The following is a 13,322-nucleotide window of genomic DNA, read 5'->3' as shown; positions in this document are numbered from 1 at the left end:
GATTCAGATCACGCCCTTACGGATCAGGAAGCAGCCATAGCCCCTGCTGTCGCCGACCTGCACGACACCAAACCCCGCCGCCGCCGCGCGATAAAAATCCGGACGCGAGAGCTTGCCGGGAGTGACAGTGCGGCCAGCGGCGCGCGCGATCTCCGCGAGCACGGCCCGCTGCACGTCGGGCACGCGGTCGGGGTCGTCCACCGGCATCATCACGCGCACCGGATCGGGATCGAAATCGTCGAGCGGATAGACCGACATGATGGCGCGGATGGCAACCTCCATGCTCATGCCCGGCAGCCGGATCAGGCGCTGCGATGTCGTGCTCTGCGCGATGCGGGTCGCGGGATGATTGGCGTCAACGAAAACGAGGTCGTCGCCGTGGCCCATCGAGGCCAGCAGCCAGAGCAGGTCAGGCGTGAGGATCGGATCGATCGATTTCAGCATGTGACGGCACTTCCCCCGAAGCATGTTCTTCGCCGGCGGAACCGGCCATTCACCATAGCAGGTTCCGAGCGTGATTCAGATCACGCAGCATACCATGGTGACTGGGATCACGGACCCCGAACTCGAACGCGGCCAGTCTGCCTCGCAACCAATCTCGCATCGAGATCAGTGCCAGAGGAGCACGCCATGTTCCGCCTAAGACCTTTCCTGATGACGGCCAGCCTCGTGGGAAGCCTGTTCGGCTTCGCCTGCGGCCCGGTTTCCGCACAAGTCGCCCCGGTCCAGCCGGCCCCAACCGCATTGCAAGGGCCGGAGCAGCGCGTGGCGCTGGTGATCGGCAATTCGAACTACCAGAACGCGCCGCAGCTCGCCAATCCCGACAATGATGCCCAGTCGATGGCGCAGTTTTTGAACTCCGCCGGGTTCGAGGTGGTCTCGGCAACCGATCTGGGCCAGAACGACATGCTCCGTGTCGTGCAGGATTTCTCCGCCAAAGTGTCCGCGCGCGGTCCGAACACCGTCGCGATGGTTTACTACGCCGGTCACGGCGTCCAGCTCGCCGGCGAGAACTATCTCGTTCCTGTCGATGCGAAAGTGTCCAGCCCCACCGAGCTCGTCAACAATTCGGTGCGCCTGGTCGACGTGATGTCGACGCTGGAGACGATCCCGAGCCGCATGCGCATCGTCATCCTCGATGCCTGTCGCAACAACCCGTTCCCGACCGTGAACGACGCCGGCCGCGGCCTCGCCATCGTCGATGCGCCGAACGGCTCGATCGTCGGCTATTCGACCGCGCCGGGCGCCGAAGCGCTCGACGGCACGGGCGGCCACAGCCCGTACACGCAAGCCTTCCTGAACGTCGCGCGCGAACCCAATGTACCGATCGAGCAGCTCTTCAAGCGCGTACGCCTCCAGGTGAACCAGACCACCAGCGGCGCGCAGATCCCCTGGGAGAGCTCCTCGCTCACCAGCGACTTCACCTTCTTCGGCGACACCGCGGTCGCCGCCAACCGCGTGCCGGTGAATGCGCCCGTCGTGCAGATGGCCTCCAATTTGCCGAGCCGCTCGACCCGCCAAGCCTATGACTATGTCGTGTCCGAGGGCCGGCCGGAGTACTATCAGGAGTTCATCCGGATGTATCCGCACGACCCGCTGTGCGACCACATCCGCTGGCTGCTCTCGAACCTGCTGATCTCGCAGGCCTGGCACAAGGCGGTGCTCGTGAACTCGCCGCTCGGCTATCAGACCTTCTACGACAGCTACGGCAACAGTCCCTATGCCGTGTCCGCACTGAAGCTCGCAGCGCAGCCGAAACTGATCCCGCTGATGCAGGCGACGAAGTTTCTCGCCCCGCAGAACATTGCCCCGACCTTCAAGATCGGCAATCTCGGCCAGCCCAAATACATGCCGCTGATGCAGCAGGGCAATGGCGGCGCGCAGGTCAATGGCAACCTGCCCGTCGTGCAGAAGCCGGTCGATGGCAACGTCATCGGCAAGCTCGGCAATGGCGGCCAGGTCGGGAGCCTGCCGGTCGGCAACAACCAGCCGAACGGCACGCCGTCGCAGACCCCGGGCAAGATCGTCACCCTGCCTGCGCCGACCAACAACGCTGGCGGTACCGGCAAGATCGTGACGCTGCCCGTGACCAACACCAAGCCGAACGGCGGCAACGCCAACGGCAATCCGGGCAAGATCGTCAGCATGCCGGTCAATGTCGGCAAGGGCGGCTCGACCGTCGACGTGAAGCCTGTTCAGACGCAGAACAACCCGATCCGCGTCAACAACGGCAACACCGGCATCGTGAAGCTCAACAACAATCCGGTGAACAAGGTGCAGGTCCAGAACAACGTGCAGACCAACCGTCCGCAGCTCAACACGACGCCGAACCGCATGGTCAACAGCAACAACAACTTCCGCCAGTCGATGAACCAGGCCCCGAGCACGGGCGGCGGCAACAACCACCGCGGCTTCATGCACTGATCGCACGGGCAGCGCACACACGACAAAGGGGCAGAGCGGAAACGCTCTGCCCCTTCTTCGTGTCGGGGAGTACATATGGTCAGCTGGACTGCGGCTCAGTTCATCGCTTCGGAACGACCGGAGCGCAGGACTCCTCCGACGACCACCGCTCGGTTCGTCGTTGGATCGATAAAATTTTCTGCTTCGCGACCAGCGCCTACGCAACCTGAGTGTGCATTCCATGTTGATCTATATCAACGGGAAGTTCGCGATTGGACGGAGACTGATGAGGGCAGTTTCAGCGAAACGGAGATCACGCGATGTCGAAATTGCGTATCGTTGTTCTTCCAGCAGCGACGTTGATAACGTCGTTGGTCGCGTTCAGCGCGCACGCGCAAACCTGCGCAGCCGGCTACACGATGCATCCACGGCTACATGCCTGCGTCGCAAAGCCAACTTGTGGCGAGGGAGCGACATTGCACCCACGGCTTCATCTCTGCGTCGCCCAACCCGCTTGCGCTACCGGCACATGGCACCCGCGCCTCAATCGCTGCGTCGGCGCTTAGAAGCGGACTGGTCGCGCCTCTTCATTTGATGGCAGCAGAAAATGCCGCCGCACCTCGCACGAACAGACGGGCGAAACTGTGCGCTCGCGCTGCTGCGGCGCGCTCCGTCCTCATCTTGAGGCCGGCCAAAGCGGGCTTCTCGATGGCTGCAGGAAAGACGCTCTCAGGCCACCAGCTTCGCGAACAGATCCGCGTCGACGTTGCCGCCGGAGAGCACGATAACGACATTCTTGCCGGCGACGTCGAGGCGTCCGGCAAGCAGTGCGGCAAGACCGACCGCCCCGCCCGGCTCGACCACCAGCTTCAGCTCACGATAGGCGAACGCCACGGCCGCACCGACTTCCTTGTCCGACGCCGTGACGCCACGCGCGAGCAGCTTGCTGTTGATCGCGAACGTCATCTCGCCCGGCATCAAGGCCATCAGCGCGTCGCAAATGGTGCGGCCGGCCGGCGGATGCGGCTCGCGATGACCTGCGGTCAGCGAGATGCCGTGATCGTCGAACGCCTCGGGCTCGGCCACCACGATCTCGGCTTGCGGATAGCGCGCCTTCACGGCCGTCGCCACGCCCGCGATCAGGCCGCCACCTGAGGCCGGCGCCACCACGATGTCGGGGGCAAGACCGAGCGTTGCCATGTCTTCCGCGATCTCGCGGCCGGCAGTGCCCTGCCCGGCGATCACGAAGGGATCGTCATAGGGTTTTACAAGTGTGGCGCCGCGCTTCTCGGCGATGCCGCGCGAGATCGCCTCGCGATCGTCCTTGTCGCGATCGTAAAGCACGACCTCGGCGCCGTAGGATTTGGTGCGCTCGCGCTTCGACAGCGGCGCATCCGCCGGCATCACGATGGTCGCCTGCATGTCGAGGATCTTGGCTGCCGCCGCCACGCCCTGGGCGTGGTTGCCGGAGGAGAACGCAACGACGCCGCCGGCGCGCTTGTCCTGCGGGATCGAGAACACCTTGTTGAAGGCACCGCGGAACTTGAAGGAGCCGGTGCGCTGGAGCATCTCCGGCTTCAGGAACACCTTGGCACCGACGCGCTCGTTGAGCACGGGAAAGGACAACAGCGGGGTGCGGATGGCGTAGGGCGCAATCACGCGCGCTGCGGCATCGATGTCGGCGGGGCCGACCGGAAGGAGCTGTTCGGTCATGGCGGAATGTTATCGTGGCCGATGAGGCCCGGGCAAGACACCTCCGCGCGATGAGCCCTGGTTTTCAGGCTACGAAACTAACCGGCTCCGCCCCATTCCTGCCTGATAGCACCGCCCCGACCGCCTGGATGCTGTCGATGAAGACCCGCGCCGAGGCCTCCCAGGTGTAGTTGGCGGCGAATTCGACGCAGTCCTGCCGGCAGACGCCGAGCGCGGCGAAGCAGGCATTGCGCAGATCGTGATCGAGCGCGCCGACCGGCGCATCGCCGATGACATCGCGGGGGCCCTTCACCGGGAAGGCCGCGACCGGCAGGCCGCTGGCGAGCGCCTCCAGAAGGACCAGGCCGAACGTGTCGGTCTTGCTGGGGAACACGAACACGTCGGCGGCGGCATAGATATCGGCCAGTTCCTCGCCGTGCTTCTCACCGAGGAAGATCGCATCGGGATAGGCCTCTTCGAGCGCGGCGCGCGCCGGGCCGTCGCCGACAATCACCTTGGTGCCAGGCAGATCGAGATCGAGGAAGGCCTCGAGGTTCTTCTCCACCGCGACGCGGCCGACCGACAGGAACACCGGCGCCGGCAGACAGAGATCGACGGCGCGGGGATGGAACAGGCCGGTGTCGACGCCGCGCGGCCACAGCACGACATTGTCGAAGCCGCGCTCGGTCAGTTCGCGGGCAAGCGCCGGCGTCGCCGCCATCACGGCGCGGCTGGGCGCATGGAAGCGGCGCAGCGCCCGCCAGATCAGCGACCCCGGCACCGGCACGCGGGCGCGGACATATTCGGGAAAGCGAGTGTGGAAGCTGGTCGTGAACGGCAGCTTGCGCTGGCGGCAATAGCGGCGGACCATCAGGCCGATCGGCCCCTCGGTCGCGATATGGATGCTGTCGGGGCGCGCCTCCTCGATCAGCTTGGCGATTCGCGCCGGACGCGGCATCGCGAGGCGCACGTCGCGATAGCTCGGCATCGCGAAGGTGCGGAACGATTGCGGCGTCAGGAACGTGAACTCGACGCCAAGACCTTCAACGCCAAGACCTTCAACGCGAAGCCCTTTGGCGGCATCAGCCAGCTTGGTCAGCGTCCGAACCACACCGTTGACTTGCGGGTGCCAGGCGTCGGTCGCGACCAGGATGCGCATCAAGTGGCCCTTGTTAAGCAGCTCTGGCTGCGACCTGCGGGACTTCTGCCGGCTTCTGCAACTGATCCGCCCAGGTGATGATCTCGAAATGGCCGTCGTCGTGCTCGACCAGGGCCGTGCAGCTCTCGACCCAGTCGCCGCAATTCATGTAGCGAATGCCGGCCTCGTCGCGGATCACGGCGTAGTGGATGTGGCCGCAGATCACGCCGTCGGCGTCGTGGCGCCGCGCTTCGGCCGCCAGCGCCTGCTCGAACGCGCCGATATAGTTGACGGCGTTCTTGACCTTCTGTTTGGCCCATTGCGACAGCGACCAATAGGGCACGCCGAACATGCGCCGGAAGAAGTTGACGAAGCGATTCATCTGGATCGCGAAGTCGTAGGCCTTGTCGCCGAGATGGGCGAGCCAGCGCGCGTTCTGCACCACGAGGTCGAAGATGTCGCCGTGGATGACGAGATAGCGCTTGCCGTCCACGCCGGTGTGGACGGTGTTCTCGACCACGTCGATGCCGCCGAAATGCGTGCCGTAATAGTTGCGCAGAAACTCGTCGTGATTGCCGGGAATGTAGATGATCTTGGCGCCCTTGCGCGCCTTGCGCAAAAGCTTCTGGACAAGGTCGTTATGGGACTGCGGCCAGTGCCAGCTCGATTTCAGCGCCCAGCCGTCGACGATGTCGCCGACGAGGTAGATCGTGTCGGCATCATGGTAGCGCAGGAAGTCGAGCAGAAGGTCGGCTTGAGAACCGCGGGCTCCGAGATGAACGTCGGAGATGAACAACGTGCGAAAGCGCCGCTCCGGGCTCTCGTCACTCACATCGTAACTTCCCATGCGCCAGCCTGTAACAATGTCCCGTGACAGGGGGATGACCGATTGAACCCTTGAGGCACCTTCAAATACGAATCACGCCTTGCCTCGCCCACCCCGCGAATATCAGTCGCATGCGACAATCAGGCGACATGGCGCCGCAGCGGTGCCCGCAAAACCGCGGAACCGCATGGCCTTATTGGTTAACGGGGGAGCAACCGCGCCGCGCGGACGCGCGCCGTCAGTAAAATTTGTGGAAATGATGGATCGGCCCATGGCCGTGGCCGACGCTGAAGCGGTCGGCGGCTGCGATCGCGGCGCTGATCCAGGTCTTTGCGTTGCGTACGGCGCCCTCGAGATCCTCACCTTTGGCGAGCCCCGCAGCGACCGCCGACGACAGCGAGCAGCCGGTGCCATGGGTGTTCTTGGTGGCGACGCGGGGCGCGGCAAGCGCGGTCGTGTGTCCGGACGTGACGAGATAGTCGATGCTCTCGGCGCCCTCGCCGTGCCCGCCCTTGATCAGGACCGCACGGCAGCCGAGCGCCAGCAGCCGGCGCCCCTGGGCTTCGATCTCGGCCTCGCTCGCCGCAATGTGCTCGCCGAGAAGAGCCGCGGCCTCCGGCAGGTTCGGCGTGATCACCGAGGCCAGCGGCATCAGTCTCGTGCGCAAGGCGTCGACGGCTTCGGACGCCAGCAGGCGGTCGCCCGAGGTCGCCACCATCACGGGATCGAGGACGATGTGGCGCGGCTGCCAGCGCGACAGCGCGGCCGCGATCGCATCGATGCTGTCGGCCTGGCCGACCATGCCGATCTTCACCGCGCCGATGTCGAGATCGGAGAACACCGCATCGATCTGCGCGGCGACGAACTCGGCCGGCACGGCGTGAATGCCGGTGACGCCACGCGTGTTCTGCGCCGTCAGCGCCGAGATCACGGAGGCGCCGTAGACGCCGAGCGCGGCAAAGGTCTTCAGATCCGCCTGGATGCCGGCGCCGCCGCTGGAATCCGAGCCGGCAATGGTGAGCGCAACGGGCGTCGTCATCGCCGGATACGTTCGTTTGAGAAGGACACGGCCATGCCCTGTCCTAGCGCGCCCCCGACGTGCCAGCAAGCCGGGCCATGGGCGAGCAAATCAGGTGGAGGGCGGCCCCGGACTGCCCGTCTTCCCGCAATCGTGCACATTCCGCGAAAATATGACCTCGGCATCGCCCGGCCTTGGCATCGATTCCGATGAATGAGAGGTTGGCCCGTGGATTCGTCCACAACGCCATGTTGCGGGCCAGCCTCGGCCCGAAATCCTCTCGGGAACCCGATCATGTGGGCCTATTTCGAACGTCTCCTCGACTCCTCGATGTTCTCCCCGCACGGCATCTGCCTGCTCTGGGAACCCGAGCTGATATGGCTGCATGTGGTCTCGGACGCCTGCATTGCGCTGGCCTATTTCTCGATCCCGTTCGCGCTTGCGATCCTCGTCACCAAGCGGCGCGACCTCAAGTTCGGATGGGTGTTCTGGGCGTTCGCCGTCTTCATCATGGCCAGTGGCCTGACGCATGTGCTGTCGATCTACACGCTCTGGGTGCCGGTCTACGGCATCGAGGGCATCGTCAAGGCGCTCACCGCCGTGGCGTCGGTCGTCACCGCGGGAGCGCTCTGGCCGCTGCTGCCGAAGATCCTGACCATCCCCTCGCCGTTCGAGCTCCGGCAGGTCCGGGCCGCGCTTGAGGAGGAGGAGACCAAGAATCGGGACGCGGCGCAGCTGCTCGGCCAGGTCAGCGAAACCCAGCGCGCGCTGCGCGAGAGCATGACGCGCCTCACCGCCGTGGTCGACACCGCGGTCGACGGCGTCATCCTGTTCGACGCGCAGGCCCGCATTCTCCTGTTCAATCCCGCCTGTGAACGCCTGTTCGGCTATCGCGCCGACGAGGTCATGAATCGCGACATCGGCATGCTGATGTCCAAGGAGAGGCCCTCATCCACCGATCGCGCGCAGCGTTTCGCAACAGGGGAGGCCGTCGGCCTGCGCAAGGACGGATCGAGTTTTCCGATGAACCTGTCGGTGGGCCAGGCGTGGCAGGACGGCGAGCTGATCCATGTCGGCATCGTTCACGACCTGACCCGGCGCAAGCTGACCGAGCAGCAGCTGCAGCAGGCGCAGAAGATGGAGACGGTCGGCCAGCTCTCCGGCGGCATCGCCCATGACTTCAACAATCTGCTCACCGTCATCATCGGCAACGCGGAACTCCTGAGCGAGCAGCTCCGCGAGCGTCCTGACCTCCGCCGCTTCGCCGACGACATCTGCCAGTCGGGCGAACGCGGTGCGGAGCTGACGCAACGGCTGCTGGCGTTCAGCCGGCGCCAATTGCTGCAACCCCGCGCGATCGAGTGCCGCGAGCTCCTGACCTCCATGCACAAGTTGCTCAAGCGCACCTTGCGCGAGAACATCGAGATCAGGACGGCGTTCGGCTCCGGCTCCATCCAGGCCTTCGCCGACCGCGCCCAGCTCGAATCCGCCGTGCTCAACCTCGCGCTGAATGCGCAGGACGCCATGCCATCGGGCGGGCATCTCACCCTCAGCACCGAGCTCACGGCGATCGACGAGCACTATCGCATGCAGCATCCGGAGGTGGAGTCCGGCAGCTACGCCCTGATCGCGGTCACCGATGACGGCGAAGGCATGGCACCTGACGTCATCGAGCGCGCCTTCGAGCCGTTCTTCACCACCAAGGAGGTCGGCAAGGGGTCTGGCCTCGGCCTCAGCATGGTCTATGGCTTCGCCAAGCAATCGGGCGGACATGTCTCGATCTACAGCGAGCCGGGCCTCGGCACGACGGTCCGCATCTACCTGCCGCATGCCGGCGGCGAGACGTCGCTCGCCGACATCGCGGCGCGCGAGGAAGCCGCACCCCGCGGCCACGAAACGATTCTGATCGCCGAGGACGATCCGTTCGTCCGCTCCTCCGTCACGCTGCGCGTGGAGGCGCTGGGATATCGCGTGATCTCGGCCGTCCACGGCAAGGAGGCCTTGCAGCTGCTTCGCACCAACCCGGCCATCGACCTCCTGTTCACCGACATCGTGATGCCCGGCGGCATGAGCGGCTGGGAGCTCGCCGACCAGGCCCGGCGCATCCGCCCCGGCCTCCCGGTCCTGTTCTCGTCCGGCTACGCCCTGGAGACCCTGGTCGAGCAGGGCCGCGCGCACGCCCAATCGATCGTCCTGACCAAGCCCTATCGCAATGCCGAGCTCGCCCGTCGGCTCAGGGAAGCGTTCGCCGCCGTGCCGCTGCCCTCCTAGGGAGGCTCCCGGCAACGGCAAGGCGGCAAGTTCGCTTGCCAAGCCACCCCGGTTTTGGCCTATTAGCCGCCCAGATGCGCTTTCGGAGTGACTGCAATGGTTCCCTTTTTCGTCCAGATCAAATGCAAGCTCGGCCAGTCCTATACGGTCGCCAATGCGCTCGCCGAAGCCGAGATCGCCTCCGAGATCTACTCGACCGCCGGCCAATATGATCTGCTGGTGAAGTTCTACGTCGACAAGGACACCGACATCGGCCACTTCGTCAACGAGAAGGTGCAGGTGCTGCCGGGCATCCAGGACACCCTCACCATCATCACCTTCAAGGCGTTCGGCACGGGCTAGAGCAGGCTGCGCTAAAGCGCGATGAGATTTGGATGAATCGTCATCGCGCTTTAGGTTGTTGTTTGCGCATGATCTTCTCGGAAAACCGCCTCGCACTTTTCCGGATCATGCTTTAGCCGCCCTCCTTCTTCTTGGGCGGCGTCGGTCCCTGTACCGGTGGCAGCGACTTCAGATAAGCGGCCATCGCGGCGCGATCTTCCGCGGTTACCTGCGCCAGGTTCTTGATCACCGGCCGCATCGCGCCCGAGGCGCTGTCGCCCTCGGGCATGTCGCCTGTCTCGAGGAAATCGGCGATATCCTTCTCGCTCCAGCTGCCGATGCCCTGCTGGGTGATGTTCGGCACCCAGCCCTCGCCTTCCGGACTGGGGCCGCCGGCAAAGCGCTGCGCCGTGATGATGCCGCCGAGCAGATTGCGCGGGCTGTGGCATTCGGCGCAATGGCCGAAACCGTTCACGAGATAGGCGCCGCGATTCCATTGCGGCGAGCGAGCAGCGTCCGCGACGAACGGCCCGGTGTCCATGAACAGCAGCTTCCAGATGCCGACATTGCGGCGGATGTTGAACGGAAACGGCAGCGCGTGGTCGCGCACTCTGCCTGATACCGGCGGCAGCGTCTTCAGATAGGCGAAGACATCGCGGACGTCGTCGATCTTTGCCAGATGGTAGGACGTGTAGGGAAACGCCGGGAAGTAGTGCGTGCCCTCGGGCGAGATGCCGCGCATCACGGCGTTGACGAAATCAGCCTCGCTCCACCGGCCGATCCCGTCGGCCGGATCGGGGGAAATATTGGGGACGTAGAACGTCCCGAACGGCGAGCCGAGCGCCAGGCCACCGCCGAGCCGCAGCCGATCGGGCTGATTGGGCACCGCATGACAGGACGAGCAACCGCCGGCATTGAACAGCTCCTGCCCGTTGGCGAGATCGGGCTTGCGTGTCGGTGCCGGCTCGGCCAGCGCCGCCGGGGCGGTCAACCACCAATAGAGGCCGAAAGCCGCGACGGCGGCAATCAGGGCGGCAAGTAGTGTTCGTCGCAGCATTCAATCATTCCATCGTGAGCGCGCGAACTTAAGGGTCATGCCGCGCCCGATCCAGCCACGAATATTTTAAATGGTCCGGCTGTAATACGGGAATAAACTGAAAGACGTACTGTTTGGAAGTTCACAGCAATCAGGCGTCAACAGGGAGAGACTCATGACCAAAGCCGTTTTTGCCACACTGGCACTCGGAGCTGCCGTTGCCTTCGCCGCCCCGGCCAGCGCGGAGAAACTGAAGGCGACACTGGACGGCAAATCCGAAGTGCCCGCCAACACCAGCAGCGCCACCGGAACGGCCGAGCTCGACTATGACGCCGCCAGCAAGAAGCTGTCGTGGACCGTCAACTATTCCGGGCTCTCCGGTCCTGCCACCGCCGCCCATTTCCACGGCCCCGCCGAGGCCGGCAAGAACGCCGGCGTTGCGGTCCCGATCGCCAATGCGGGCTCGAGCCCGGTCAAGGGCGAAGCGACGCTCACCGACGCGCAGGCCGCCGACCTGCTCGGCGGCAAGTACTATATCAACATCCACACGGCGGCGAACCCGGGCGGCGAGATCCGCGGCCAGGTGATGAAGTAACGCGAAAGCGCGGCTTCGTCGCGGAAAGGCCGGACGCAAGGAGGGAGCGTCCGGCCTTTTCGATTCGCGGCGGAGGCCGCTCCGGCAGTCCGCGCTTGTGCCTTGCCAGCCTCGCGCGTTCCGCCGTAAACTTCGGCCTCACCAATTTCCAGAGTGGCACCGTGCGGTTCGTTTCCAGCGTTCTCGATCGGCCCGACAACGCGAGCATCAGACGATCGGCGCGCGGGCCATTGTACGTTCTGGCAGGCCTCATCGTCGCCGGAGCGTTGCTTTCCTCCTCCGGGCCGGTCGTTGCGCAAAGCGACATGGAAAAGCAGGCTCAATGCGAGCTGTCCGCCATCCGCGACACGCGCTCGCCCCTTGCCGTGCAGTACATCCGCTCCGCCTGCAACTGGCTCGTCGTCAACGGCGATTCCCTGCTGAACGCATCCAGCAAGGGCTATTACATCTGCCTCGTGCGGCAGCTCTCGGGCGCGCAGAGCAACGAGGCTGCCGCGGCGATCATGTCGGCATGCCGCGCGTCCAATCCGCTTTGATCCCCCCGCTCAAGTCGCATTCAGCGCCTGGGCGAGGTCTGCGATCAGATCCGACGGGTTCTCGATCCCGATCGACAGCCGGATCGTGGAATCGAGCACGCCGATCTTTTGGCGGATGTCGGCGGGTACGCCGGAATGGGTCATGGTCGCGGGCAGGCTCGCGAGCGACTCGGTGCCGCCAAGGCTCACCGCCAGCTTGAGTATCTGCAGCGCATTGAGGAATTTCACCGCCGCCTCCTTGCCGCCGACGATGTCGAACGAGAAGGTCGATCCCGCCCCCAGGCATTGCCGCGCGAACACGCGGCCCAAGGCTGAGTCCTGCTCGTGATGACCGAGATAGTGGACTTTGGCGACTTTTGGATGGTCGCGCAGATAGCTCGCCACCAGGCGCGCATTCGCATCCGCCTTTTCCATGCGCAGGCTCAGCGTCTCCAATGAGCGGTTGATCATCCAGCACGAATGCGGATCGAGCTGGGTGCCGATGGCGCCGCGCAGCGCCTTGATGCCCTTCATGATCGCCTTCGATCCGAGCGCGGCGCCCGCGATCAGGTCGGAATGGCCGCCGACATATTTCGTCAGCGAATACAGCGACAGGTCCGCGCCGTGCTCGATCGGCCGCTGAAACACCGGGCCGAGCAGCGTGTTGTCGCAGGCGATGATCGGCGTGTGTCCCTGGGACTTGCCGATGGAATCGGCGATGCGGCGGATCATCGCGATGTCGACGAGGCCGTTGGTCGGATTGGCCGGGGTCTCGATCAGGATCATCGAAACCCGCCCCTTGCCCATCGCCTCCTCCGCGGCCTGCCTGACGGAGGCTTCATCGATGCCGTCGGCAAAGCCGACCGCGCCGATCGACAGGCGCGCAAGCGTGTTCGTCAGAAGCGTTTCCGTGCCGCCATAGAGCGGCTGGGAGTGCAGGATGACGTCGCCGGGACGGACGAAGGCGAGGATCGTGGTCGCGATGGCCGCCATGCCCGACGAGAACAGCGCGCAGCTTTCGGTGCGCTCATAGACCGCGAGCCGGTCCTCGACGATCTCGCTGTTGGGGTGGTTGAAGCGCGAATAGACCAGGCCCGCGCCCATGCCTTCCGGCGGCTCGCGCCGGCCGGCGACGTAATCGAAGAAGTCCTGCCCGTCTTCGGCGGTCTTGAACACGAAGGTCGAGGTCAGGAACACCGGCGGCTTGATGGCGCCTTCCGACAATTGCGGATCATAGCCATAGGTCAGCATCAGGGTTTCCGGATGCAGCATATGGTTGCCGATATGGGTCTTCGACGGGAACGGTTTTGCCATGGCCTGTCTCGCTGTTCTGATGCTCGCCGCGCGTTGGAACTCCTGACGTCATGAAGCAGTCGGGAGCGAGATGCGTCGACTCGTGTCAGCGCACGGCCGTTGGCACAAAGATAGCCGCTCTCACGGCGATCCGTCAGGCCTTGCGCACAGAATTTCTGCGGGCCGACTCATTGGCTGGTTATGAGTCATGTAG

General features: G+C 64.8%; 12 protein-coding genes. 5 read left to right on the top strand and 7 right to left on the bottom strand.

The window, feature by feature from the left end:
- Positions 1–3: 3 nt before the first annotated feature.
- Complete coding sequence (locus QA649_RS17325) at positions 4–444, bottom strand: RbsD/FucU domain-containing protein (RefSeq protein WP_018642893.1); 441 nt, start codon at positions 442–444, stop codon at positions 4–6.
- Between the two features lie 186 nt (positions 445–630).
- On the opposite strand from QA649_RS17325, the gene QA649_RS17320 reads away from it, so the two are divergent.
- Entirely contained in the window at positions 631–2,424 is a 1,794-nt protein-coding gene (locus QA649_RS17320; RefSeq protein ID WP_283025258.1) for a caspase family protein, read from the top strand.
- A gap of 708 nt (positions 2,425–3,132) precedes the next feature.
- Here QA649_RS17320 and QA649_RS17315 read toward each other — a convergent pair.
- The 4 genes from QA649_RS17315 to thiD all read right to left on the bottom strand — a co-directional run bounded on the left by QA649_RS17315 (position 3,133) and on the right by thiD (position 7,098).
- A complete protein-coding gene (locus QA649_RS17315) occupies positions 3,133–4,116 on the bottom strand; it encodes a threonine/serine dehydratase (protein WP_283025257.1) in 984 nt (327 codons plus the stop codon).
- 64 nt (positions 4,117–4,180) lie between these two features.
- A complete protein-coding gene (locus tag QA649_RS17310) occupies positions 4,181–5,254 on the bottom strand; it encodes a glycosyltransferase family 1 protein (protein WP_283025256.1) in 1,074 nt (357 codons plus the stop codon).
- 13 nt (positions 5,255–5,267) lie between these two features.
- Positions 5,268–6,080 (bottom strand): UDP-2,3-diacylglucosamine diphosphatase, encoded by an 813-nt coding sequence (locus tag QA649_RS17305; protein ID WP_283025255.1) that lies wholly within the window; start codon positions 6,078–6,080, stop codon positions 5,268–5,270.
- A gap of 217 nt (positions 6,081–6,297) precedes the next feature.
- Positions 6,298–7,098: a bifunctional hydroxymethylpyrimidine kinase/phosphomethylpyrimidine kinase gene (gene thiD, locus QA649_RS17300; RefSeq protein ID WP_283025254.1), complete on the bottom strand. Its 801-nt coding sequence runs from the start codon at positions 7,096–7,098 to the stop codon at positions 6,298–6,300.
- A 273-nt stretch (positions 7,099–7,371) separates the two neighbouring features.
- On the opposite strand from thiD, the gene QA649_RS17295 reads away from it, so the two are divergent.
- On the top strand, positions 7,372–9,348 hold the full coding sequence (locus QA649_RS17295; RefSeq protein ID WP_283025253.1) for a PAS domain-containing sensor histidine kinase: 1,977 nt from the start codon (positions 7,372–7,374) through the stop codon (positions 9,346–9,348).
- 96 nt (positions 9,349–9,444) lie between these two features.
- On the top strand, positions 9,445–9,690 hold the full coding sequence (locus QA649_RS17290; protein WP_018642903.1) for an Lrp/AsnC family transcriptional regulator: 246 nt from the start codon (positions 9,445–9,447) through the stop codon (positions 9,688–9,690).
- 112 nt (positions 9,691–9,802) lie between these two features.
- Here the strand turns inward: QA649_RS17290 and QA649_RS17285 are convergent, their stop codons facing one another.
- Positions 9,803–10,726 carry a cytochrome c gene (locus tag QA649_RS17285; RefSeq protein WP_283025252.1) on the bottom strand — a complete coding sequence of 308 codons (924 nt, stop codon included), beginning with the start codon at positions 10,724–10,726 and terminating at the stop codon, positions 9,803–9,805.
- A gap of 154 nt (positions 10,727–10,880) precedes the next feature.
- On the opposite strand from QA649_RS17285, the gene QA649_RS17280 reads away from it, so the two are divergent.
- Both QA649_RS17280 and QA649_RS17275 read left to right on the top strand, forming a co-directional pair.
- Complete coding sequence (locus QA649_RS17280; protein WP_283025251.1) at positions 10,881–11,300, top strand: CHRD domain-containing protein; 420 nt, start codon at positions 10,881–10,883, stop codon at positions 11,298–11,300.
- Positions 11,301–11,605: 305 nt separating this feature from the next.
- Positions 11,606–11,836: a VF_A0006 family four-cysteine protein gene (locus tag QA649_RS17275; RefSeq protein WP_244635848.1), complete on the top strand. Its 231-nt coding sequence runs from the start codon at positions 11,606–11,608 to the stop codon at positions 11,834–11,836.
- Between the two features lie 9 nt (positions 11,837–11,845).
- Here the strand turns inward: QA649_RS17275 and QA649_RS17270 are convergent, their stop codons facing one another.
- The gene (locus QA649_RS17270) at positions 11,846–13,129 is read right to left on the bottom strand and encodes a cystathionine gamma-synthase family protein (protein WP_283025250.1); all 1,284 of its coding nucleotides are present in this window, start codon (positions 13,127–13,129) and stop codon (positions 11,846–11,848) included.
- Positions 13,130–13,322 lie beyond the last annotated feature (193 nt).

The organism is Bradyrhizobium sp. CB1717 (assembly GCF_029714325.1).
In the GTDB taxonomy this organism is placed as follows: Bacteria; Pseudomonadota; Alphaproteobacteria; order Rhizobiales; family Xanthobacteraceae; genus Bradyrhizobium.
Note: the sequence above shows the minus strand (reverse complement) of the source record. Positions and strands in the feature narration are given on the sequence as shown.